The sequence below is a fragment of the Parasedimentitalea huanghaiensis genome (assembly GCF_009753675.1).
Classification (GTDB): Bacteria; Pseudomonadota; Alphaproteobacteria; order Rhodobacterales; family Rhodobacteraceae; genus Parasedimentitalea; species Parasedimentitalea huanghaiensis.
This window is the reverse complement of sequence record NZ_WQLV01000018.1, coordinates 39,349-62,578: the sequence shown is the minus strand read 5'-3', so window position 1 is coordinate 62,578 and position 23,230 is coordinate 39,349. Positions and strand designations below refer to the sequence as shown.

25 protein-coding genes and 2 pseudogenes are annotated in these 23,230 nt (G+C 54.7%); 11 read left to right on the top strand and 16 right to left on the bottom strand.

The window, feature by feature from the left end:
- Positions 1-268: 268 nt before the first annotated feature.
- Positions 269-631: a helix-turn-helix domain-containing protein gene (locus tag GO984_RS20875; protein ID WP_157024495.1), complete on the bottom strand. Its 363-nt coding sequence runs from the start codon at positions 629-631 to the stop codon at positions 269-271.
- Between the two features lie 682 nt (positions 632-1,313).
- Here GO984_RS20875 and GO984_RS20870 point away from each other — a divergent pair.
- From GO984_RS20870 to GO984_RS20850, 5 genes are all read left to right on the top strand, one after another.
- Positions 1,314-2,654, top strand: a complete 1,341-nt coding sequence (locus GO984_RS20870; RefSeq protein ID WP_157024494.1) for a hypothetical protein — start codon at positions 1,314-1,316, stop codon at positions 2,652-2,654.
- 336 nt (positions 2,655-2,990) lie between these two features.
- The gene (locus GO984_RS20865; protein WP_157024493.1) at positions 2,991-3,671 is read left to right on the top strand and encodes a vWA domain-containing protein; all 681 of its coding nucleotides are present in this window, start codon (positions 2,991-2,993) and stop codon (positions 3,669-3,671) included.
- Positions 3,672-3,675: 4 nt separating this feature from the next.
- A complete protein-coding gene (locus GO984_RS20860) occupies positions 3,676-4,422 on the top strand; it encodes a PP2C family serine/threonine-protein phosphatase (RefSeq protein WP_157024492.1) in 747 nt (248 codons plus the stop codon).
- Positions 4,423-4,424: 2 nt separating this feature from the next.
- Positions 4,425-6,563 carry a topoisomerase DNA-binding C4 zinc finger domain-containing protein gene (locus GO984_RS23505; RefSeq protein ID WP_157024491.1) on the top strand — a complete coding sequence of 713 codons (2,139 nt, stop codon included), beginning with the start codon at positions 4,425-4,427 and terminating at the stop codon, positions 6,561-6,563.
- 42 nt (positions 6,564-6,605) lie between these two features.
- Entirely contained in the window at positions 6,606-6,821 is a 216-nt protein-coding gene (locus tag GO984_RS20850; protein ID WP_157024490.1) for a hypothetical protein, read from the top strand.
- A gap of 56 nt (positions 6,822-6,877) precedes the next feature.
- Here the strand turns inward: GO984_RS20850 and GO984_RS20845 are convergent.
- Both GO984_RS20845 and GO984_RS20840 read right to left on the bottom strand, forming a co-directional pair.
- Positions 6,878-8,038, bottom strand: a pseudogene (locus GO984_RS20845) (IS30 family transposase).
- A 222-nt stretch (positions 8,039-8,260) separates the two neighbouring features.
- Positions 8,261-8,491 (bottom strand): hypothetical protein, encoded by a 231-nt coding sequence (locus GO984_RS20840; protein WP_157024489.1) that lies wholly within the window; start codon positions 8,489-8,491, stop codon positions 8,261-8,263.
- A 342-nt stretch (positions 8,492-8,833) separates the two neighbouring features.
- Here GO984_RS20840 and GO984_RS20835 point away from each other — a divergent pair, with 342 nt between their 5' ends.
- From GO984_RS20835 to GO984_RS20810, 6 genes are all read left to right on the top strand, one after another.
- Complete coding sequence (locus tag GO984_RS20835; protein ID WP_157024488.1) at positions 8,834-9,325, top strand: acyloxyacyl hydrolase; 492 nt, start codon at positions 8,834-8,836, stop codon at positions 9,323-9,325.
- 163 nt (positions 9,326-9,488) lie between these two features.
- Entirely contained in the window at positions 9,489-10,499 is a 1,011-nt protein-coding gene (locus GO984_RS20830; protein ID WP_157024487.1) for an AraC family transcriptional regulator, read from the top strand.
- Between the two features lie 172 nt (positions 10,500-10,671).
- A complete protein-coding gene (locus tag GO984_RS20825) occupies positions 10,672-10,899 on the top strand; it encodes a hypothetical protein (RefSeq protein ID WP_157024486.1) in 228 nt (75 codons plus the stop codon).
- A gap of 209 nt (positions 10,900-11,108) precedes the next feature.
- Positions 11,109-11,975, top strand: coding sequence for a cysteine hydrolase family protein (locus GO984_RS20820; RefSeq protein ID WP_157024485.1), 867 nt, complete (start codon positions 11,109-11,111; stop codon positions 11,973-11,975).
- Between the two features lie 132 nt (positions 11,976-12,107).
- The gene (locus GO984_RS20815) at positions 12,108-12,593 is read left to right on the top strand and encodes a YHS domain-containing (seleno)protein (protein WP_157024484.1); all 486 of its coding nucleotides are present in this window, start codon (positions 12,108-12,110) and stop codon (positions 12,591-12,593) included.
- A gap of 138 nt (positions 12,594-12,731) precedes the next feature.
- On the top strand, positions 12,732-13,301 hold the full coding sequence (locus GO984_RS20810; RefSeq protein WP_157024483.1) for a carboxymuconolactone decarboxylase family protein: 570 nt from the start codon (positions 12,732-12,734) through the stop codon (positions 13,299-13,301).
- Positions 13,302-13,916: 615 nt separating this feature from the next.
- Here the strand turns inward: GO984_RS20810 and GO984_RS20805 are convergent.
- From GO984_RS20805 to GO984_RS20745, 13 genes and pseudogenes are all read right to left on the bottom strand, one after another.
- On the bottom strand, positions 13,917-14,291 hold the full coding sequence (locus GO984_RS20805; protein ID WP_157024482.1) for a helix-turn-helix domain-containing protein: 375 nt from the start codon (positions 14,289-14,291) through the stop codon (positions 13,917-13,919).
- 439 nt (positions 14,292-14,730) lie between these two features.
- Positions 14,731-15,126: a hypothetical protein gene (locus GO984_RS20800; protein ID WP_157024481.1), complete on the bottom strand. Its 396-nt coding sequence runs from the start codon at positions 15,124-15,126 to the stop codon at positions 14,731-14,733.
- Entirely contained in the window at positions 15,123-15,578 is a 456-nt protein-coding gene (locus GO984_RS20795) for a gp16 family protein (RefSeq protein ID WP_157024480.1), read from the bottom strand. Before GO984_RS20795 ends, GO984_RS20800 begins: the two co-directional genes overlap by 4 nt.
- A complete protein-coding gene (locus GO984_RS20790; protein WP_157024479.1) occupies positions 15,575-15,835 on the bottom strand; it encodes a hypothetical protein in 261 nt (86 codons plus the stop codon). The genes GO984_RS20795 and GO984_RS20790 overlap by 4 nt, the downstream gene beginning before the upstream one ends.
- A gap of 13 nt (positions 15,836-15,848) precedes the next feature.
- Positions 15,849-16,435: pseudogene (locus tag GO984_RS20785) on the bottom strand (DUF3164 family protein).
- Between the two features lie 74 nt (positions 16,436-16,509).
- Complete coding sequence (locus tag GO984_RS20780; protein ID WP_167740454.1) at positions 16,510-17,013, bottom strand: helix-turn-helix domain-containing protein; 504 nt, start codon at positions 17,011-17,013, stop codon at positions 16,510-16,512.
- Positions 17,006-17,455, bottom strand: coding sequence for a hypothetical protein (locus GO984_RS20775; protein ID WP_157024477.1), 450 nt, complete (start codon positions 17,453-17,455; stop codon positions 17,006-17,008). Before GO984_RS20775 ends, GO984_RS20780 begins: the two co-directional genes overlap by 8 nt.
- Complete coding sequence (locus tag GO984_RS20770) at positions 17,440-18,324, bottom strand: hypothetical protein (RefSeq protein ID WP_157024476.1); 885 nt, start codon at positions 18,322-18,324, stop codon at positions 17,440-17,442. Before GO984_RS20770 ends, GO984_RS20775 begins: the two co-directional genes overlap by 16 nt.
- Positions 18,321-19,064, bottom strand: coding sequence for an AAA family ATPase (locus GO984_RS20765; RefSeq protein ID WP_167740453.1), 744 nt, complete (start codon positions 19,062-19,064; stop codon positions 18,321-18,323). The genes GO984_RS20770 and GO984_RS20765 overlap by 4 nt, the downstream gene beginning before the upstream one ends.
- Before the next feature lie 50 nt (positions 19,065-19,114).
- Positions 19,115-21,247 (bottom strand): transposase domain-containing protein, encoded by a 2,133-nt coding sequence (locus GO984_RS20760; protein WP_167740452.1) that lies wholly within the window; start codon positions 21,245-21,247, stop codon positions 19,115-19,117.
- A 4-nt stretch (positions 21,248-21,251) separates the two neighbouring features.
- Positions 21,252-22,151 carry a ParB/RepB/Spo0J family partition protein gene (locus tag GO984_RS20755; RefSeq protein WP_157024473.1) on the bottom strand — a complete coding sequence of 300 codons (900 nt, stop codon included), beginning with the start codon at positions 22,149-22,151 and terminating at the stop codon, positions 21,252-21,254.
- 22 nt (positions 22,152-22,173) lie between these two features.
- The gene (locus GO984_RS20750; protein WP_157024472.1) at positions 22,174-22,605 is read right to left on the bottom strand and encodes a hypothetical protein; all 432 of its coding nucleotides are present in this window, start codon (positions 22,603-22,605) and stop codon (positions 22,174-22,176) included.
- 271 nt (positions 22,606-22,876) lie between these two features.
- The gene (locus GO984_RS20745) at positions 22,877-23,170 is read right to left on the bottom strand and encodes a hypothetical protein (RefSeq protein ID WP_157024471.1); all 294 of its coding nucleotides are present in this window, start codon (positions 23,168-23,170) and stop codon (positions 22,877-22,879) included.
- Positions 23,171-23,230 lie beyond the last annotated feature (60 nt).

Sequence of the window (23,230 nt, the reverse complement as noted above, 5' to 3'; positions counted from 1 at the left end):
CTTCCATATTTCAAACTGCAATTGTCCAACCTTTCCATTCGCTGGACACCGAGCGGTGATCTGAGGCGTCGTTGGGGCTCAGATTTGAACGTCACGGCATCGGCATTTTGGGACAGAGATAATTGCAGTAACCAGTCGGGAAGCGGGAAAACCGCTCAAATCGTCAGTTTGACCGCGTCTTTAAACGGCCTTTAAACGGGGTTGAACGCCGTTGTCGCGAGGCGCCAACGACGAGCTGAAGCATCGAATGGGAGGCTAGGGGGCAATCTCAGCGGGCAGTGTCCTTGTTCGCGTCAGCTCTCAGCCAATTGCGCACTGCCACATCCGTAATACAGAGTTTGCGGGCGATCTGAACCGTTAACAAACCCTGGGATTTATACGCCAGGGTCCGCCACTTTTTGGCCAAAGGGACGCGAAGTTGCAGCCGGTGAGATATTTCTGTCAACGCCTTGGCCTTGTCATACCCCACCACAGCAACGACGCTGGAGCGGGTTCCGGGGTTGGCTGCAATATAGATTTCGGTGCCACCGAAGGCCTCTAAAAACCGAAGAGTGTCGTCCAGGCCCAGAACCTCGAAGTAAGGTTCAACTTGGGCTGTTGGTTTTGGATGGGGCAGGTCGGGAGTGATCATCACGTGGCCTTATCAACAAGAGTTCAAGGTCACGGTACGCGCGAGAGAAAGTGTGCAGCAGCCCAGCCGTTGCCGCCTTGTCATCGGACAAGACCTAGGCCTGCAGCTAGATAAAGTTGGTCAATGGAACAGCGACCATACTGCCATATTTTCAGCGGGGCTAAACCGCAGACACCCATAGCTATTTGCGGGAGCGGCACCGTAAACCGGGGTAGAGCGCTTACCTTCCGGGATGTTCAGGCTTCGCTCCAAAAGCCGGCTCTAGTTTGGCATGCCGGGTCAGGGTGGTTGCTTGCGCGGCTCAAATGGTGTGCCGTCGGTCTGTTCCCATCTCGCCTGCGGACCTTGCCATCATTTAATCCAACTGGAGTAACGGTCCAAAGCTGCCATCTATGCCAAGCTCGTCTAATGGCCGGTTCCAGCCCTTCTACGACATTCGTGCGCAGTGCAGAATCCAAAACTAAGGGCGGATAGGCTGGTTCCAAAGAAGCAGCAGCATACGACCAAGTCGTGTCTTTGAATGATTGGGAAGGAGTATCATTTTACGGGCGGCATCACGATCGGAAAGGAATGCTTTATCGCGATCAAACAGCGTCAACGGGGGAATTCTACTTCATGCCAGGGTTGACTCAGTTACCCCATAAGTTGCTGAATAGTGGTGTACATTTTCACGGTGGTATTCATGACTAAAAACGATCTTCCCGAAAACGTTATTCAAGGCGAACGCTCAAGGCTTTTTCCAGTGCTTGCCACGACCTCCAAGGAAGGGCGCACAACCGCGATTGTTTTGGCTTGCTTAACTTCAGTTCGAGATTTTGGAGCAGCGCTATTGTCCAACACTGGGCAAAAATTGGGTTCTAGGTCCAAACTGTACACTTATACGGAAGTAGTTTTTCAAAATCAGCCATCTGGGAATAATGATCGCCCTGATGGATTGATAGTTGTTAAAATCGGCTCGCGGGAGTGGAAAGCTCTTGTTGAAGCAAAGGTTGGCTTATTTGATTTGGATGCGGATCAAATTGAACGCTATCGGGCAATCGCGAAGGACAACGGCATTGATTGCGTAATCACAATCTCTAATCAATTCGCGACATCCTCAGACGCCCACCCACTCGATGAAGTACGCAAAAGCCGTTCGAAAGTACCGGTTTTCCATTGGTCATGGATGCACATTCTAACCACTGCGGAACTTTTGCTCGGCTCAGATGCCATCGATGACGCAGACCAGCGTTTCTTATTGAATGAGTTGCACAGGTTTTTAGACCATGAAAGCGCAGGGGTTCGGGGTTTTGACCGAATGCCAAAAGAATGGGGTGATTTGAACAAGCTGGTGAGAAGTGGCGGAATTATCCCCACCCGGTCACCCGAGGCAAAGGCGGTGGTATATGCCTGGCATCAAGAGACGCGTGACTTGTCGCTGATCCTCAGCCGAAGGACCGGAACGATTGTGACTGAAAAAATCCCACGTAAGCATCAGTCTGATCCGAGCTTGCGCCAAAAGGACGAGCTCACCGAACTTAAGGAACGGAATCGCCTGATCTCCGTATTGAATGTCCCCGACGCGGCATCTCCTGTCGAAGTTACTGCAGATATGAACAGGCGAAGCGTCGAAGTTGGAATGACGCTTCGTGCCCCCGAGGATAAAAAGACGACCAAGGCGCGGCTCAATTGGCTGCTACGTCAGATCAAGACCGAAAACGTTGAGAACATTCACATCAGGATTCTATGGCCGGGCAAGAGCGAACCAACCCAACACTCTGTTTCAGAATTACGCGACAATACAGATGGCTGCGATGAGGGTAAGCAGCATGTAGTCGCTCACGCCTTCCATATTTTTATAAGCAGGGATCTCGGAGCCCGGTTTGCCCAACAATCAAACTTCATAACAGAATTAGAAACCGTCGTGCCTGATTTCTACGGACGTGTGGGGGCCGACTTAAAGGCTTGGCAGCGCTCGGCCCCCCGCATTCACGAGGCCCCGACTGAGCAAGAGGAAGAAGTCGAAGGTTCACTCGACGCTTGATAGCAGGCAAGTATTGAAGTCGGGTTACTGTCAAGTAGCAGCCCATACATCCCATTGCGGCAAACGCGTCTAATGGCCGGTTCCAGTCCTTCTGCGACATTCGTTCTGGGTGCAGCATGACACGGCATACGGAGCACAAAGGGCGGGTTCCGGACCTTCGCTGCAGGTGAAAATCTTGAACATCAGAGTACCAAAGCGGTCTCTCGCAAGCTGTCGAAGTTCAACACCTACGGCATTAATCTACCAGCAGACCTCTGGACCTTTCAGCGTGTATCTTGTGTAGTAAGTTTAACCAATGCGTGCGGGCGTGGCAAAAATTTTACCAAGGTGACAGATATGGACGAATTTGAACAAGAACCATTTGTAGACGCTGAATTGCAGGAAAACTCCCAGCCGAGGTGCCCAGTGCTTTTGTTATTGGATACTTCCTATTCAATGAGCGGCGCGCCAATTTCTGAATTGAACGAAGGATTGGCAACGCTTCGCGAAGAATTGCTGTCTGATTCATTAGCTGCAAAACGTGTCGAATTAGCGATGGTAACTTTCGGCCCAGTCGAAACACGAAACGAATTCGCGACCGTTGATCATTTCTATCCCGAGACGCTTGAAGTCGGTGGGGCCACACCGATGGGCGAGGCTATCGTGACCGGGTTGGAAATGCTTCGCGCGAGAAAAGACCACATTCGCTCGAATGGCCTCAAGATTTTCCGCCCTTGGGTCTTTCTGATTACCGACGGCGCGCCAACGGACAGTTGGGACGAAGCCAAACGCCGCGTTCATGAAGGCGAAGAGCACAAAGAGTTCATGTTTTACGCAGTGGGTGTTGAGCAGGCGGATATGGGCGTGCTTGGACAGATCGCAACGCGTCAGCCGCTCAAGCTGAAAGGATTGGCCTTCAAGGAACTTTTCCAGTGGCTGTCAAGTTCGCTTAGCGCCGTTTCACAGTCGAACCCCGGTGATCCGGGAGTGGCACTTGCGAATCCTACTGCCCCGGATGGCTGGGCCGTAGCGGATTAAAGCTATGGCATGGCGGTGGGCGGCTGCGTCCGAAATTGGCACGTCCCACATTCGGAATGGCGATAGGTTGCAAGATGCCTATGCCGTTTCGGTTATGCGGGGGGATTGTGTTTTTGCCATTGTTTCAGATGGCGCGGGAAGTGCTAAATTCGGCGCTTACGGCGCATGGCTTGTTTGCCGAACGCTAACAGTTCGTTTTCGAGGCTGGTTTCGCGACAATTCCGATTTGCCAAGCGATGAACTACTTTCAGACTGGATTGACGAAGTTCGCGACCGAATTGCCGCGATAGCAGACCACAGGGAAACCACATCCCGTCAATTTGCATCTACATTGGCGGCAGTCGTTTCGACGCCAGACGAAACACTGACCTTGCATATAGGAGATAGCGCAGTTGTTGGACGCAGCAACGAAGAATGGGACGTTCTTTGCTGGCCCGAAAATGGCGAATACGCATCAACAACGTACTTTGTGACCGATGATCCAGAACCCCGCCTCAATGTCTCACGCTACGCGCGCGAATATGACGCCTTTGCCTTGTTCTCAGACGGGATAGGCGATGTGGCATTGTTAAACACTGAACAAGTGGCACCGCCGAAATTCTTTGGTCCAATGATGCACCCCGTGGACAACGCGCAGGGTGCAGGGCGATTGCCTGAATTGTCGGCAAAACTTGGCACCTATCTTGCTGGCACCGCTATCTGCGAACGCACCGACGATGACAAAACGCTCGTCCTTATTTCTGGGGGCTGAAAGTGCAGGATATCGTCATCGGGAAGAACCGCTTTTCTCTCGCTGAACGTATTGGCAGCGGTGGCGAAGGCGAAGTCTACGCTATCAATGGACGGTCAGGACAGGCCGTGAAAATCTACTTTGCCAGCAAGCGGCGCGAACGGGAAACCAAGGTGCGCGCGATGGTCGGCGAAGGTCTTGCTGTAAAAACTGATCTTATAGCCTATCCAGGTGAGATTGCCTCCGACCAGCGCGGCAACTTTATTGGCTTTGTTATGAGACGCGTCACGGGTTGTCGGCCTGTGCACGAGCTATATGATCCAAAATCGCGAAAAATACACTTCCCAAAAGCCGACTATCGCTTTTTGATCCACTCAGCACTGAACGTTGCGCGCGCCGTTGGGAAAGTCCACCAGACAGGATGTGTCATCGGTGATTTAAACCACTCAGGCGTTCTTGTCGCGCCAGATGCAACCGTTGCTTTGATTGATGCTGATAGCTTTCAATTTCGCGTTAACGGTAGGTCCTACCCTTGTGTTGTCGGAGTACCAGATTTCACGCCGCCCGAGCTTCACGGAAAGAACCTCGCGACGGTGGAGCGCACGATTGCCCATGACAATTTCGGATTAGCGGTCGCGATCTTCCATTTACTCTTTATGGGTAAGCACCCATACGCCGGAATTCGCAAAGGCTCTGAAACCTCAATGGGTGAGGATATTGCTCGGAACCGGTTTGCATATTCCTTGCAACGAAGTGCACAAACACAATCCAAGCCACCACCCGGCGCATTGACGCTAGACCTGTTTCCAGACGTTTTATCCAAAACGTTTGAAGCGGCATTCGGACTGACACCGGGCGCGCGTCCTAGCGCGCTCGATTGGATACATGCCTTGTCGAAGCTGGAAAGCTCGCTGAGCCATTGTACGAAGGTCAAGACGCACTATTACCCAAGTGCTGCCAAGGGCTGTGTCTGGTGCAAGCTGACGGCTAAGAGTGGCTTGGACATGTTCCCGGACATGTCTGCGGTAACGCCCAACATTCCGACTGACGCACGAGGCACAGAACAGGCCATTCGCGAGATTTTGGCGTTCCGCTTCCCGGCAGTTGGCGACTTGCTTCCAGCGGTCATGGTTCGCGGTGCCAGTTCTGCGTTGAGCGAAGCCAAAGGCGGCAAGCGCGGGCGCACCCTTCTGGGCTTGCTCATGATGGGCGGTGCAGTAGCAGGGTTCATCTACGCCACGCCAGTGTGGTTCATCTGGATTGGCTTGGCGTTCTGGGGGTGGTCTTTCGTCGGTGACCGCGAGGTATCGTCCAGCCCATTTGTGCAGGCCTTCAAAGATGCAGATGAACGGGTACAGCGCGAGTTAAACGCATTCATGCAGCGCAATGGACTGACTGAGGTTGTCAAAGTTCGCGGCGATTTGGATGCAACTATTGCAACCTACAAAGGCCATGACGATGCGCTTTCCCGCGAAGTGATGAAACTCAAGTCCAACCGGGAGTCGCGTCAGCGACAGGCTTATCTTGATCGCTTCTCAGTACGGCGCGCAAACATATCGGGGATAGGACCGGCAAAGACCGCAACGTTGATTTCTTTCGGGATCGAAACCGCAGGCGATGTGAACCGTTCTACCGTGATGCAGGTACCCGGCTTTGGCGAAGTAATGACCGGCAAGTTGGTGGCATGGCGGCGTCGGCACGAGTCCCGGTTCAAGTATGATAGGACGCCCAACGCTCAAGACGTTGCCGATGAAAGGGCATTGCGTGGACGCTTTGCAGCCGAGAAAGCCAAACTGGAATCCACGATCCGCAACGGGTTGGGCACCTTGCGGAACGCGCGCGCGAAACTCGATTCCTTACCCGCCCGCGTGAAAAACGATAGGGGGCTTTCGGATGCCCTAGCGACACGTGCACAAGCTGAACGAGACTTGAAGGAATTAGATGCATCGGTTCCGGCCTCTACCGTTGCCTTGACAGTAGCGACGCCACCACAACCGCCCAGAGCGCCGCACGTGGCGACACCGACTCCATCGCGTAGAGCGGGAGCGGCAAGCAGCCCAAGCTGCCCGAAATGTGGATCCAGTATGCGGCGGCGTTCAGGGCGTTATGGTCAGTTCTGGGGGTGTTCAAGATATCCAAAATGCCGGGGGTCCCGGAACTAAAAAATCGGATTTCTAGTAACCTCTATAGAATCATCTTGTTTTATGGCAATTGATCAGGTGCCACCTTTGGCCAGCATACCAGACTTTGGCCCTTCCGAAATGCAGCGAGATGAACGAATGTCCGCTTCGGCGGGCCGCATTGCAGCAACGCAAACTTTGATTGAACGGCAGGTCAGGGCCGGTTCTGTCGATCCGACACACTTTGCGCCCCAACTTTGCAAAGGTGACTTACTGCGCATTGCTGCCGTTGATGCATAGTGCAGCATCGGCGCAATAATCAAAGGGGCGGTGAATGGCCGCTTGCTGCTGCGGTTTCAACTGGTGGACGCAACACATGCCTCAAATTTCTCCGCCGGTGTCTGATATTGCAAGGTCTTTCTAGGCCGTTCGTTGAGCTGGCGTGCGACTGCGCTGAGTTTAGCTTGGCTGAAGCCAGATAGATCAGTGCCTTTGGGGAAGTATTGTCTGAGAAGGCGGTTGGTATTTTCGTTGCTGCCTCTCTGCCACGGAGACTGAGGATCACAAAAATAGACATCGATATTCGTGGCGATGGTGAATTTTCGATGCCCTGCCATTTCTGATCCGCGATCCCAAGTCAGAGATTTGTAGAGTTCCTTGGGAAGCTTTCGTGCTTGTTTGATCAGGGCTGTCGTCACGCTCTGGGTGTCCTTGTTCGCGACTTTGGCCAGCATCACGAAACGGGAATGGCGCTCAACCAGCGTCGCGATGTAGCTGTTGTTCGATCCCGCGATCAAATCGCCCTCCCAATGGCCAGGAACGGCACGGTCTTCGACCTCAGCTGGGCGTTTGCTAATCGAAACAGCATTTTTGATTTTGCGCAACTTAAGGCCCTTTTGAGTGGCGTGTCTGGAGCGTCGGATCGCACGTGGGCTGCGCAGGCATTCCTGTAATTCCTTCTCTAAAACCCCTCGGGTTTGAACATAGAGGCTGCGATATATCGTTTCGTGCGACACGCGATTTTTCTCTTCATCAGGATATTTGCGTTTGAGCCACCCTGCAATTTGCTGCGGTGATCATTTCCGACGCAGCTTGCGCGCTATTAACTGGCACAATGGATCGTTGAACGAGAGCTTACAAAACTTGGGCCGAATTGCGCAGTCCCAGGCGCGCTGTTCTGAGTGGGTGGCGCGATAGGCTTGGCGTCCGCCATTCCTGCGAACCTCTCGGCTGATTGTCGTAGGCGACCGGTTCAGGCTTTGCGCGATTGAACGAAACGACTGCTGCGCGACAAGCCCACAGGAAATCTCCTCCCGTTCAATGAGGCTCAAGGTCCATCGCGACCGCGTGCGATCAGGGGGCCGGATCCCACCAGTTCGCGCCAAATGAGGGAAAATCGAAGACGACGCACGATTGAAGTGACGTCCAATCGAACTCATAGACTCACCGCGTTGCCATCGATCCCACATCTCGGACTTCTGTTTGTCCGTATAAAACGTCCGTGTGCGATACTTCATTCAAAACACTCCATCTTTCTCAAAAGACTAAAGTGTTGCGACGACCCATTGAAACCACAGCGCATACCGGACCTTGACCACCTAGGCATCATGCCGCAGTGCGGCCCGTCATTGCGGACATTCGTCGCAACCGGAAAGACAGGTGGCAGTTGAATTCATACCGCGCGGGACGAAGCTGCCGTTGTGATATCCTTGGCACGGCTCAAGCTAACCGCCGCCGGATCATTCATCCTCATCAAGCCGTTTGGTGATTTGATCTGCTGCTGCTCCACTTTTCGTTTCGCCTACGAATAATTTCCAGACTACGCTTCCCGCACCGCAGCCGATCGGGTTGAAGCCCGTAAGCAACGAGCCAAGCCCGCAGCTAGCAAGAATAACTCCTACGGAAACCAAGGCCGTCTCCAATCTTTCAGGTGCAAAATACTCTTGGAGTTTCGGAAGTGCGCCATTCACGTAGCGTTGCGTCCAACTGACTATTTGATCGCCATCCTTGTCGGTCGTAGCAACCGATGCCGATGGGGGGAAATGGATCGCATTTTCGGTCTAGAGCTGATGCGTCACGACTGGCTAAGTAGCGTATTTAGATGCAACCTACGCCAGCAACCATCGCCAATATCCGCAACTAATTTAGAGATGAAGCGTCAGCGATAGGGATGGCAGGTAGGGCCAACCCATTGGCAGGCGAAGCCAATACCGGGCGCGCCCCTCCCGGATATCTAAAGATCATCCATTTCGGCGCTGTCAAATACATGTTCGGTCGATGCGCAAAATCTACTAACTCAGGGCAACAGATCAATGAAGAAACTCCTGTCGTTTGCACTCTTTCTAAGCTTCCTGTCGCCAGCGTATTCGCAGGAATGGGTTGTTGGCAGTGGCTTTGCAGACTTTTCAAACGGCCAGTCAAAAGATACCGCAATCATATCTGCAGAGTACCATTCGGCCTACTTCCATCGCCGCAAGCGCCTAGAGCTTGGGTGGGGCGCTGCTGTTTCCGTCTTTGGCACGGGAGATGTACATCTTGGTGGCGGGCTCGTGGGGACTGTTGATCTGGGACACCGATGGTTTGGAGAGGTCAGTGTCATGCCAGGTGTATATGCTCACAGAAAAGTTGAAAATGATCTGGGGTCGGCATTTGAAATACGCAGCCTCGTATCTGTGGGTCGCCGTCTAAAAAACGGCAGCGCGGTATCTGTGGCGCTTACTCACAAATCCAATGCATCTACTGCAACAAACAACCCCGGAGTGAATGCTCTGTTGGTGCGCTGGCATCTTCCCATTGAAAGATGATCGAAAGCTGTTCTGGAGCTCAAGCTGTCAATCTATGAGTTATCACCTGTAACTCCAAATAGCAGCATAGCAATCAGGCACCTAATCCGCGTTTGAAATATCTGTTCATGTCGTTCTTTCCGGTGTATCCATATCCAATATTTCTAATGTAACGATATTGAATATGCCAAGTGTAACCAATGCATTCGCGCGCGCGATGGCCGAAGCGGCCGGGATGACGCTGACAGACGAAGGTGCGCTGTGTTCAAACGGCACCGTCGTGTTTCGTGTGCCAAAGCCAGTTGATGGCCAGATCGCTGACACCGACTACTTTGACCTTATCGACTGGATTCGTGACTCTCATACTGATGAGGTTAGACTGGTCGAGGCCTACGCATCCGCAATTCAGACAGACGATCTCGGCGTCCTTGGACTGGCAATCAAAACGGCACCGACACTGCGGGCCTCACTTCGGCGTGCCGAGCGGTATTTTCGTCTTGTAACTGATACCGCTGTCTACCAGTTGGTCGAAAAGGGTGAAATTGCCTTTTGGGTTTTCCAGAGTCAGACGCTACACCGTACTGCGCTTGAGCTTCGTAACGAATGCGCTCTTGCTGGTTTTGCGCGGAATATGCACCGGTTCGTGGGACCTGGGCTTGCGCTGCACTCGGTATCGTTTCGGCACGCCTGCCGATGTGATCCAGACCGGTACGCAGCACACTTTGGGTGTCCGGTCAAATTTAATTCAGACCAAGATGCTATCCAGTTAAAGACCGAAATGCTCGATCTATCGAACCGTCTCGGTGACAAAGCAGTGTCGAAATTCCTGACGGGGCACCTTGAAAGCAAAATTAATTTGCTCGAGGGTTCTCCTTCATTAGGCTGTACACTTTTGCACCATCTCACTCCCACTCTAAGCACCGGGTTGCCACAGGCAGCGGACATCGCTCGCGAAATGGGTATGAGCGAGCGCACACTATATCGTCGCCTTGCTAAAGAGGGGCTTACCTTTCGGGATGTGCTGGCGAAGGCCCAGTCTTCGCTCGCACAAAAGCTGCTTCGAGATGATAAAGTTTCCATCGCAGAGATTGCCTTTTTAACCGGTTTTTCCGAGCAAAGCACCTTCACGCGCGCATTTAAGCGATGGGTCGGCAAGGCCCCAGCCCAATTCAGGCAGCAATCCTCGACAGTTTGATCTGTACAATGTCTGTCTATGGCAGGTTTGGTTAAGTTCGTGGCAGGATCGGCCAATACCAGCCCTTCGCACCCGGCGTAGTGTCTTCTCATGGAACAACGGAGAGAACCGGCAGCGAAAGATAATCTATCGCGCCGCTATAACCTCTCCCCCAAAGAGAAAGGCGTTCACCATGAGTAAGGACAGCACAACAACCAGAGTAACGTCTACAAATTGTGACGGTGTTGCTCCTTGGACGACCCCCAAAACGGGACTGTTCGACATAACCGGAATGACTGGCATGCTGATTGCTGCCGTCGTTGCTGCACTGGCCGTCGGCGCACTATCACTGCTGATCTTCATGCCAGGCAGAGCGTTTACCCCCACCGGCGCCAGCACGGCTTTGGCCCTCATGACGTAACCACGCACTGCTCCAACGAACTTCGGCTCTAATCAGGCCTTTGTCTCAAAGGCGCGGCACATGTCCCCAACCACCGCTTACGACACTTCTGATGCGCACGGCGCAGGCGGGCTGGCAGGGGCATGCCTGGTCCAAGGGACCTTACCTCATCATCCCGGCAGTAAGACACCAATAACATACTGCCACCACTCAAGCGAAGGAACTATATTATGAATGACCATGATCATCACCACGAGAGCGGTTGCGGCTGCGATGTTACGCCCGAGCGCGTCGACATGGCGCGCCGTCGGCTGATGACGCGGGCAGCCGGTGCGGCTGCTGCAGGCGCTGCAGCCATCACAGGCGGGACCGCAATCGCTGCCACCGACGAGGCCCGCGCCTATTATGCGGACCCTAAGAACCCCGGTTTGCCACAGATCGACATGGACATCGATCCCGGCCGGACTGCGTTGGTTGTTACAGATCCTCAAATCGACTTTTTGTCCGAGGATGGTGTGACCTGGGGTGTGGTTGGCGAAAGCGTGACCGAACAAGGAACCGTGGACAACATTGAGCGTTTGTTTGTTGCAGCAAAAGCTGCGGGCATGCCAGTTTTCATCTCCCCCCACTACTACTACCCCCACGATCACAAGTGGAACTTCGAGGGCACTCTGGAAGCAACCATGCATTCTATCGGTATGTTTGATCGTCTGGGGCCGCTCAACGTCGATAACTTCGAAGGATCTGGCGCTGACTGGATGCCGCAATACAAGAAGTACATCGAGGATGGCGAAACCATCGTCTGTTCGCCGCACAAGGTCTACAGCCCGGCCCAAAATGACTTGAACCTTCAGATGCGCAAACGTGGGATCGATAAGGTGATCCTTGCCGGTATGTCTGCGAACCTCTGCACGCAGGCTCACCTCTATGACCTGCTTGAACTGGGGTACGAAGTTGCCGTGGTGCGTGATGCTACGGCCGGTGCGAAGGTGCCCGAAGGCGACGGATACCTCGCTGCGCTGATCAACTTCCGCATGGTCGCCAACGGCGTTTGGTGGACGGATGACGCTGTTGATCAGATCGGAAAGTCCGCCTGACGAAGGGCTTTTCTTTTAGCCAAAAGAAACCTTCTCAAAAATCACAAACATACTCTCCGCACGGCGATGTCGTTGTTGCCAGCAGTGGTTTTGCATTGCCGTGCCCTTAACTCCCAATGAAAAGAGAAAACTATGACCAATACTTCGTTTCTTCACGCCACTGCCATCGCGGTAACGCTTGCTCTGGCTTCCCCAGTTTTTGCTGCGGATGAATACAACGTTTCAAACGGGCTCAGTCTCAGCGGAAATCCACTTGGGATGCACGGCGTTGATCCCGTCTCGATGTTCCAAGCTGACGCTCCCGTTTCAGGCGACGCCACAAATACATCCAGCCATGAAGGCGTGGACTACTACTTTAGCTCAGCCGAAGCTCAGCAAGGTTTTAATGTCGATCCAGAGAACTTTCTTCCCCAGTTTGGCGGCTTTTGTGCCTTTGGTATATTCGTTGGCAAAAAACTCGACGGTGATGTTCGCTACGCCGACATTGTTGACGGGAAACTGTATCTCTTCGTCAATGCCGCGATCTTTCAGAAATACCTGGAAGATAAAGACGCAGTGATCCAAGGCGCATACGCAAAGTGGCCCGAAATCGTGCATTCACCGGTGGGTGATCTCTAAATCATCGGTAGAAATTCCTGCGGCGGCTCTCACGTTTAGAAGGTCGCTGCAGCCCAATTCCGTCTCATAGCTAGACGTAAAGCTCTGCATTTCATTGCCACCTAGTGCGCAGTACTCCCCCTAGAAATGGATAAAAACATGACTACGTTTAACACACACACACTGGACTCTGCCCCAGCGGCCGCCAAGCCAATTCTTCAGAACTCACTCAAGGCCTATGGGTTCGTGCCTAACCTCTATGCTACAATGGCTGAGGCTCCGGCTATTCTAGAAGGTTACACAACTCTCTCGGGTGTTTTTGACAAGTCCGATCTTTCAGAAACCGAACGCCAGATCATTTTGATGACCAACAATCGCCTAAACAGTTGCGAATATTGCATGGCGGCTCATACCACACTCTCTCAGATGGGTGGTGTTAAGGACGATGTCATCACTGCCCTCCGCAACAACACTCCCATTACGGACAGCAAGCTAGAAGCTCTGCGTCAACTCACCATTGCGCTTAATGAAAGCCGCGGCTGGCTGTCCAACACGCAAATGGAATCGTTTTTGGCGGTTGGCTATACGCGGCAAACAATCCTGGAAGTAATTCTCGGCACAGCTCTCAAGACTTTGTCGAACTATACTAACCACATCGCTGAAACAGACTTGGACGTTGCTTTTGTGCCTAACACTTGGACTGCTCCAACTCCTCAAGCAGCCGAGTAGTCAGGCGAGAGGGCCTCCTCTCTACCTGCGTACCTAGTGAACTCAGGTGACGCAACTAGACCGTCAACTGAGAACGTCTCTCGGCTGGCGGTTCCTCTTAGCTGGGAGCAGGCCGCTGATATTTATCCCAAAAATATCAAATTTGGGGCATTCACTTGATTTTATAAGGTTCGTTCTTAGGCAAAGCTGCCATTCCGGCGAATGGCAGAGAATGTCCAGCAACCGCCCTTCGTGCTCCATATGCTGCTCATGCTGCTCATGCTGCACCCTGCGCGAATGTCGTAGAAGGGCTGATTGTGTTGAAAAACTCCGATTTCGAGCATAGGCGGCAAATTTCTGACCGATACAGAACAAGTGCAAAATTTGGGAGAGGGGTTCGGCCAAAACTAGCCTCCGGTGCTGTTGGGTAAACTCTGTGCGCCTTGGGAACTATCTCATTTGACTTTAGTAAGAGATACGTTTCTGCCAAAAATTTTCTAATTGCTGATTATAGAGTTTTTCAACACAATCAGCTGGAACCGGCCGTTAGACGGGTTTGTCTCCAACGGCCGGTAAGGTCCGTTCGTTACATGTTGCGCCAGCGAGGGGTTGTGTCTGGGGCAAACCTCAAGCGTTCTAAAGAAACCCAGCGGTGACCAGTTCGCGTTTGGCGCGCTCAACGGTGCGCACGTGGCAGCCCAGGGAACGAGCAATTTTGCGATGCGGTTGGCGGCTGAGAAGCGCGGCTCGAAACGCGGCCATTTTCCGGGCTCTGCTTGAATGTGGCCCCAGCGGGATTTGGATCCGCCCTGGGCCATAGGTCTCGTACAGCCAATGGGTGATCTGATCACCAAGTTGCTCAGTTAGGATTGAGCGCGCCAAGCTGTGTTGATGAGGGATGTGGGTTTCGGTGCCGCCAAAGAGACCTGTCAGTTTCCAGACGGCGTCTGGGCCAAGGCTGTCTTCCAACTCTTCCAGGATCTCAGGAACTGTCATTCCGAGATCGATCATTTCGTCACAGGTCAAAAGGTTCGGGGGGGCGTGTGTGTCTAGCATAGGATGTTGATGCCGACACTCGTCGGTACGTACCGCCCCGTCATGTGTCGGGATCAGGCCCAAAAGCGCTGGGCAAAATTTGCGGGAGGTTTGGCGAGATCATTGGGGCCCGATATGGGGGCTGCTGAGTCCACTTTTCGCCTGAACGCTACTCCGGGGCGGAATTTATCTCAAGCGCGACGCTGACCCGTTTAAGTGGTATTTAACAGCGATCCTCAGAGCAGGTCTGGCCTACCGTTCTTTGCTTGCTGGGGTGAGACGCGCTGAATAGGCAGAATGTTGCCTTTTATCTTGCTTAGGACGGAAAAGAAGTGTGCGGGCGGAAGGAAATTCTCTGCAGGCCTGCAGACGGTGGAGATCTTCCGGCGCTATCATCTGCTAGGTCGACCAGGATTTACAGGAATAGATCGGATTGCCGCTGATCTTTCGGGCGCCGCAGTTCTGCGGACACGCGTTCCACAGTGCGGATGTGAACGTCGACGTCTGCGGCAATGATCGAATGGCTTAAGCCCTGATCCAAGAGCATGGCGATCCGCTGGCGGCGCCCGGTTTGACCGCTGATGTTTCCGGCGGGCACCAGCATCTTGCCACTGCCGAGCAGCTTGTAGAGCTTTTGGGCATTGGCTTGCCCGACGATTTCCGAGAGTGAGCAACTGGGGGCAGGGTCCTTGGCGATATAGATCTCGCGACCGCCGCGCTGTTTGGCAAGGCACACGGCGAGGTCGACACTGATTTCGTCAGCGATCAGCGCCAACACGCCGGGTAGATATGGCTTGAAGCCATCACTCACTTGCGATGCTCCGCCCAGTCAAAGTCGATGTCAGCCCGCGCACCCCAGCTTCTGAGCGCCTGTATGACAGCATCTATCTGGGGCCATTGGCGCAGCATGTCGACGTCAGCAGGGACCGAGCTCCAAGTGTTGCCGAACCGCGCGCGAATGAACTTGTTCAGCCCGGCACGGCTGGGGTCGCGTAACGCGCCAGCCTCGCCAAGCTTGGCCCAAAGCACATGCACCAGGCGCAAATCTGGGCGTGAGGCGGTTTTGTGTTTTTTGGGACCCTTTGAAGAGGGTTTAAAGCCGTCGCTATTAAGCCGTTTGATCAGCATCAAGAGTTCGGCGTGGTCCATGTCCTTCATGGAATGTTTGCCGGTTACAGCGAGCTGCAGAGCGCGGCGGGCGTCGGCGTCCATGCCAAGCTGGCGGCAGCCGACATGGATTTTCTGTTGCAGGGTGCGGGTCATGACTGGATGTCCTCGACCTGCACAACTGGACCAACGGGATGGAGCTCCGTGATCCGGGCTAATCGGCGATCCGCGCGAGCGGTTTCCTCGGCGGTAATGTCTGCAAGATCATCATCGGTCAGACCAGCAACAGTGGCCTGTAGCCTGAGAACTGTCAGCCGACCTCCCAGAGTCATCGAGGCGCGAGTCTGGCTGGTGGCGTAGGCGCTGAGATTTTGACGCAGCTTCTCACGGTAGTCGTGCTTAGACATGGGCATTGGAGACCTTCCTTTATGCTTTGGCCAGATCAATGGTGATGTGCTGCCACTTGGCGTCCGGTGCTGGGCGTTGGTAGCAGCGCACATAGGTTGATTTTCCCACCACACGCATGGCGTCGCGAATGGCCTGCATGGCGCGCTGCCAGCGTTCGTCTTGGATCTCCAATTGCAGGAGCTTGTAAATCTCGGCCCGATTAATCTGGCCCTCTTTGTCGGTGTTGAAGGCGTTGGTGACGATGGCTTGCAGCTCGACCGGGGCTTCGGCGGACCACTCGTTCAAGCATTCATCCAGCAGGCCCTTGGCGATCTGCAACTCGGGCCAAAGTCGAACTGATCAGCCACCGAGACCTGAACTTTGAACAACCCGTCAAAGCTCATCAGGGTTTTATTGCCACGTGCGCCGCCAATGGTGGACCCGTACTCCTGTTCCAGGATGGCCTCAAAATCTCCGATATCGTTATAGACGTGCTCTTTGAAACGGGCGGTCTGGCCGCTGAGGGCCAGCGAGTAGCCTGCAATCTTGCGCACGGTTTCGTCCTGGAGCTGGTCTTGAGCCTTGACCAGATCAATTGGCACCAACCCGCCTTTGGTGTCCGTCATGTAGGTGTTGCCGTTGGCGTTGACGCGACCGTCGGGAATAGGCGCTGGTTCGAATTTGCTGGGTGTCTGCGGGGTCATTGTATTGCCTCGTGTAGGATTGGCTTAAGTGTGGCCTCAAGGATCAGGACAGGGTTTTGTGGGAGGTCCGAGAACCCGGCCTCTTCGACCAGGAGATCAAACTCGCAGCCGTTCACGGCCCCAGCGCATTGGGCCAGAATGAAGCGGGCGGTTTCCGTTGAGCGAAACGCGCGCAGGGTGGTTAGCGTCAACGGAAGATCACCTGCACAATCAAAGCGCCCCTCGTTGATGGCATGGCGCAGCGCCATGCGTTCAGGGGTTTCCGGCGTCTCATCAATCGGGCGGATCAGGATATTGGCATCCACTTTGAAATGCCCGCAAATCCGTGCCAGCAATGCAGGACCGGGGTAACTTTCGCCATGGAGGTAACGATTGAACTGGGTCCGGTGAATATCCAGATCACGGGCAAGCTGGGTAACGTTTAAACCCTTGGTCAGCCGTCTGAGGTTTGCGCCCAGTACGTCCCGCAATTCTTGCTGATCTTGGTTGTTTTTAGACACGGGATGCCCTCCTTGATTTGAAGACAAGTTTGGCTTCGGGCGATGCTTCAGGAGCGGAAATGTCGGCTCCAGGTTGGCTTCGGGGGCACTTTCTGCAGAACCGGGTCATCAGAATGCGCTGGGGGTCAGTGGATGTGCCCCGGCGGATCTCGTCGCGCCAGTGCAGGCAGATCTCCGAGGCGATCGCGCCGATGGCCGGGCAGTCAACATTGCCGCCGATGTAGATCTCACGCACGCGCATGGCGACGTTGTCATAACTGCCCTGATAGCTCTTGCGAATAACCTGGCTGACGGCGGCGGCGCTGATGCCAAGCCGGGTGGCAACCTTGTTTTGTGAACTGCCGTCGCACTCTTTGACCAGGGTCATGATCCAGTCGGGCACGTCATCGCCCCAGGCATCCTGCGCAACGATTTCGCGGTCGCTGATCACGAGGTTGCCCATGTGTTTTCCTCTCCCTGGACATAGACAACGCGGCCCTCGTTGGGATCAGTTACGACCGGAACACGTTTGACGGTTGGGGGCAGGGGGCCGGTGTCGCGCACCAGGTGGTAGCGAACTGATTGCGCCTTGACGCGGCCCCGGCGGGTGTCTTTCAAATACCCGGCCTTTTGCAACGTCGCGCAGTAGCTGCGGATGCTCTTTTCCGAGAACTCCTCTTCCAGCCCGGCAAAGGTGATCAGCAGGTCTTCAATAGTGAACTTGCTGGCGGCGCGCATGGCGGTCCAGATCCGGCCTTCTTTGGTCAGGCGTTTGTCCTTGGCACTGTGCATGATTTCCACCGAGGTGAGCGCGGTAAAATACGGCCTGCCGTTTTCAAAGCCAGCTGAGTGCAACAGGCCAGCGCTTTCCAAAGCGCGCAGGAACAATGTGACCTTGTTGTCGGGGGCCAATTTCTGCGCCAGCACATAATCTCGGGTGAACCGGATTTGGGCCCGCACAAAATCCCAGAGCGTTTGATCCTCGGCGGTTTCCGGCGTCCAGGGCTGCCCCGATTGCGCGATGTCAGCGCCTGCTGATATCTTGCAGTTCAGGGTATCTGCGCGCCACTGTGCATCCTGAGCACTGCTATCAATCTGGGATGCCTCACCTGACAAAGTGGCCGGATCTTGCGCCGTATAATAGCAAAGCCTGCACCTGCGCTGATAGAGTGTCACCAGATTTAGGCGGGCCAATTTGCGCAGGTAGTTGGTGCGTTTCCAATCAGCGGCAGAGCAGAACGCCGCGACCTCGGCATGGGTGAACACCTGCCGGGACCGGACAAATCGCCAGATTTCCTCTTCCTGTGGCCCCGGTGGGGTGTGACCCGTCATAGGGCACCGCCAACGGCCAGAAACTCGTTTCCAGCCGGAAAGGGTTCTTTGCCCCAGTCCTTTAGGGTGATGGTTTGCATGTTCCAGGTGCGGGCCATGGTTCTAACATGGGCAATGCAGGTGCAAATCTCGCGCACCTTGCCGCGTCTCACAGAGACAATGTGCTCCAGCAAATCCGGCGCGATTTTAATGCCGCGTCCATAATAGCCGGTAAGCGATTGGGCGTCTTCCAGGCTGGCTGGATGGGCTGTGACCCGCTGCATGACCCGGCTGGCGATGGCGGTGTATTTGGCCAGTTTCGCTGGAAAGTCATTGGGCCCGATCAGGATCAGCGGCACGTCCGAGCGATCATGCAGGAACCGAATACTGTCGATCATCCGAGGCTTCAGGGCGTGGTCGGCCTCGTCAATGACCAGGGTGCGGCCTGTCTGGGCCAGGCTTTCCTGGGCGCGCATTTCCAGATAGGCGGTGGAGCCTTTCTCCCGTGCGCCCAGCTCGTTCAGGATCTTCTCAAACAGGAATTTACTGGTGTAATTGTTGGTGAGCTGAATATGCAGGATGTCCTGGTGCGCCGATGCAAACATTGCCGCGTGGGTTTTACCAACGCCGGGTTCGCCGTGGAAAACACCAATGCCAGGCAGGCCAATGTCACGGTTTTCCAGTGTCTCGATCAGCGAGCTCAATAGGTAGACGTTGGTGAGCGGCTTTACATATTCGCCGAGTTTTGTTTTTTGTAACATTGTGGTGCCTCTTAGTCTTATGTGTGCCATTGGGACGGCGTTTTTGGCGTTCAACCGGCGTCGTCCCGCTTTGCAAATTGCTCTACTTTCTGGAAACCGCGATACTCGGGCAGCTCGATGTAGCTGCGCAGCCAGTCGGCCTCGCCGCTGCCAACCCGTTTCCCGGCGTCTGATTTCGCGATAATGTCTTTGGCGTCCTGGAACCGCGCTCTGGGGGTGGATGCGGGTTGAAACCGGCCAACCGCCTTGGGTTTCGGATCTGATTTCTTTCTCTGTTCCACACGGTTCTCAAAGGCCTTGCGGGCCTCAACCACTGCCGGATCTGACGTGACCTGATGGCGTGGAACCGATACAGGTTTTTTGCTGAAGACCGGCTTCACAACCTTGGCTTCCAACTGGGTCAGCAGGTCTGGTGCACGGGCGTCCATGTCGGCGGCAATATCTTCAATCGACAGTGGACGATTGGCGTTCAGCAGTTCTTTCTGAGCCTTTTTGATCCGACGTTTGCGGCGGGCCTCTTCTTTGGCTCCGGTGACGTCGAAAAACCCAACTTTCTGCTGACATTCTGCAAATCCCAAATGGGAGCCGTCAACGGCATAGATGTGGACGCCGGAATGCAAATCCTCCGGATCAAACCGGGCCACAACGCGGTCACCTGCATGTTCAGACATCCAGTTTGAATGGTAGAAGTTGCCATAGAGCTGAAACTGGCCGCTGTTTTTGTTCAGCTTGCCGACCTCCTGACCCATCAGCCAAAGGCGGCGTTGATCCTCAGTGGCCTTGCGGATGGGGGCAGCGGCGTAGCTCTCGGCGAAGGTCTCATCAAAGGAGCGCCCCCGCGCCGTGGCAGACAACCGGCCCTGGCGGGCGTTGTGCTCGGCGATGCCCTCGGAGACTACTTTCAGGAAAGTGTCTAAAGGCACTGCCCGCGAACCATAGTTTTCCGGTTTAGCGTCTGGCCGGTTGCCGGTGTAAGCGCCTTTGAAACGTGGGTCCTTGGCTAAACTGGATGCAAAATCCCGAAACCCGCGTTCAATTGGCTTGGCCTGACCATGGGCTGGGGTGGCCCAATGGATCTTAATCCCCATCATGGGCAACACGCCTAGAGGATCGTCATCGCGCATCTTGAACCGGAAGCGGGTAGGGGCCCCGCCAGTCATCCATTTGTTTGCGAACTCGCGGCCGTTATCAAACAGGCAATGGCGTGGAATGCCCCAGGTTTCAACCAGTTCTCCAAAGGCTGCCATAACCATGACCTTGTTGGGGTCATTATCGACGCGCCAGCTCAGCATTTTGCCGGAATACAGGTCTTGGAAGGCGACGATCTGAGGCCGATTTATGGTGCCGTCAGGCCAGCGGACAAAGACATCGATCTTGTGGCAATCAGCGTTGACGCCTTCCAGGGCCGTCAGGGTGGAGCGGTCGCGGATCTGGGCCGGGAAACAGCGCATCAGCCCACCTTCGCCTTCGCGGGCAAACACCTGAGTGATGCGCGGCACCTCGGTGTCCAGCCGCCGTTTCGCTGTTTTGTTGGTTGGGACGTCCCAGCCCTCATGCCTGGCCTTGGCGCAAGCGTCCCGATAACACTGGGCGTATGTCGGCTGTTCAAGGCGCAGATAAAGGCTCTTTAAATAGTCCATAAAGGCCCGGTTACAGGTCGCTTTAATGGGCTTTCGAACGGCTAAACGGTTGCGCGGCACCAGATAGGCAAGGCGGTCCTCGGGCGCGACGCCTTCAACCATGCCGATCCAGTTGTAAATGCTACGGGCTGAAGAGCCACATTGGCGCGCGGCCTCTGCAACGGCATGAACATGGGTGACTCCCGACTGGTGCAATCCGTCAGCCATTTGAAGCGCAGCCAGGCGGGTTCTGGCCTTGGTTTTTGCCGTTTCCGGCAGGCTATCAAATGCGGCCCAGGCGTTGCCCCGATCCGGGCGTTCATTTAGGGCTTCAGACGCATCAACCAGCAGCTTACGCCGTGCTGCCAGCGGCAACACTGACCAATGGTAAATCCAGCCGCCGCCGCGTCCGACTTTACGCTTGGCGCAGCCTTCAATGACGCGCCAACCAAACCGCTGAGCCAGTGCGTTTATACCCGGCTTGCTGCCTGGCAGTTCGGGCAGGCCTGAGTTGGCCAATTCCTCAACTGTCCACCAGATTTGCGTGGGTTCAACAATGCTCATGGGATCAGCCCACCCTCTTGGAGGTGAAGGGCACGATCTCGGCGTCTGTTTCGAGGGACTCTGCCTGTTCGGTTGGGGCGTCTTCGCCCAACAGCTCCAGCAGCTCGTCGCGGTGATCATCGACAAACCGACGGCGGGCTTCTTTTGGAGCGCGCGAATAAGCGTCGTTTAATTTGCTACGCGCCGCCTCAACCGGGTCTTTAACAGCAGTTCCGGGGGCTTTCTTACGGGCCAGGACTTCCTTGGCGGATTTGGCAGAGCCGTCGCCCAGGGCGCGGCAAATGTCATAGCGATCCGTAACGGAGCCGCATTTGGCGATTTCCTGCAGGTCAGAAAGGGAGACTTTCTTGGGGGCGTCACGCAGCTCGTTGATCTCGCGCGGTCCGAGGGCTTGGCCAGCGGCGACTAGACGACGCACCTGGCGTTCAGAAATATCCCGTTTCTCGGCTACACTTTGGCAAAAGGACAAGATGTCCGTTTGGCAACCACCAGTGTGCTGATTGCCATGATCGCCACCTTGTTTGGCCTGAGGATAAGCCCTCTCATAGACTTCTTTCCGGCGAGCGAGAAAGGTGCAGAGTTCCAAGGGATCAAGTTCGGCGTGGGCAAGGTTATCGTCAATCTCAGCAAGGTCGGCCCAGTCGTCGGTGCAATCCCAGACTTTAGCGGGGATAGAAGCGTGGCCTAGGGCACGAAACGCCGCCACTCTATGTCCGCCGGCTATCAGCCGCAGCTTGCCGGTCTTCTTGATCTTGCGGAGTTGGATCTCCGATTGGAGACCAAGGGTCTCAATCGAGTGGGTCAGGCTTTTAACAGCCGTTTCAGATACTGGACGCAACCGGTTCGACGTGTCGATGTCGTCCAGCGGGATGTCTGTAACTTCAATCAGGCGTGGGGGACGCATGGGGATGCTCCTAAATGAAAAACTAGCGGGTAGGGGAGATGGCCTGAGAAACTTTGCGTTGGCCAAAAAACCGTGCCCATAGTGTCGTCAGCTTTGGGCGGCTTTTTGGCCGGTCTAGGTCCAGCTTCCTCTGCGCAACTGCTTGCTGAAACTGATCACGGTTGATGAGGAAGCTCAGGCAATCACCAAGCGTTCCGTCTTCAAGTAATGCCGATGCCCAAGCAGCCGCTTCTTCGTGTGCCAGGTACTCATCCTCACGTGTGTCATCGAGTTTATCTGCAATCAATTTGCCGGAGTGGGACATGGTGTCTACGGCTGCGAACTGGACCTTCAAATCGGCTTTGACGGTTGCAAAATGTGCTTGCTCAGTAGCTGCAGCCATAAATCTCTCGAGACGCGCAGGTGCGGGCATTAGCGCGGTGGCACGGGCCTTAAGTTGTTCCTCTAAGGTCATCCAAAAATGTCTCCCAAAAATAGACCAATAGTAAGCGTTATTAAAAATGAGGCTGCGCCGAGGATCTCGCCGAGCCAGAAAAGGGCAGTGCCAAACCAGGCGCGTTGGCCCCAGCGTCTCCGCATTAATGTGCAATCGCTGGGGCTCGTCTCCGCGAGTGGTGGGCAAGAATAAAAAGCCCTCAGCGGCGCATCCCCATGGCCTCCGAGGGAGTTGTCCAACCGGGCCCGAGCAGGAGCGTGGTTGGATTGGGAATGTTGCGGGGAGGAGGTCATGAAGCTCTCCGGGACTGCATAGCCTTAGCGACATTACAGGCATGTTGATTTACGCGCTCGAAATAGGCTCGTTCGACAAGATCGCGGCCGGCGCGCTCAATGACATTGTCCCGTAACTCTTGCCCCCGACTACCACTAGATTGGCCATACAGAGCGTTGCGGGCAGAGCTTTCTCCAATTTGCAACTCCTTGCACCAGGCGGCAAAAGTGGTGCCACGCGCCCGCAAAAGTCCGATAATTATGTCATACAGAATTACGCCCGGCTGGTATGGGAATGGCTTATCGGTCATAGTGCCTCGCAATCTGCGTTCTATTGTTGATACGCACACTATGTATTCAAATGAATACCG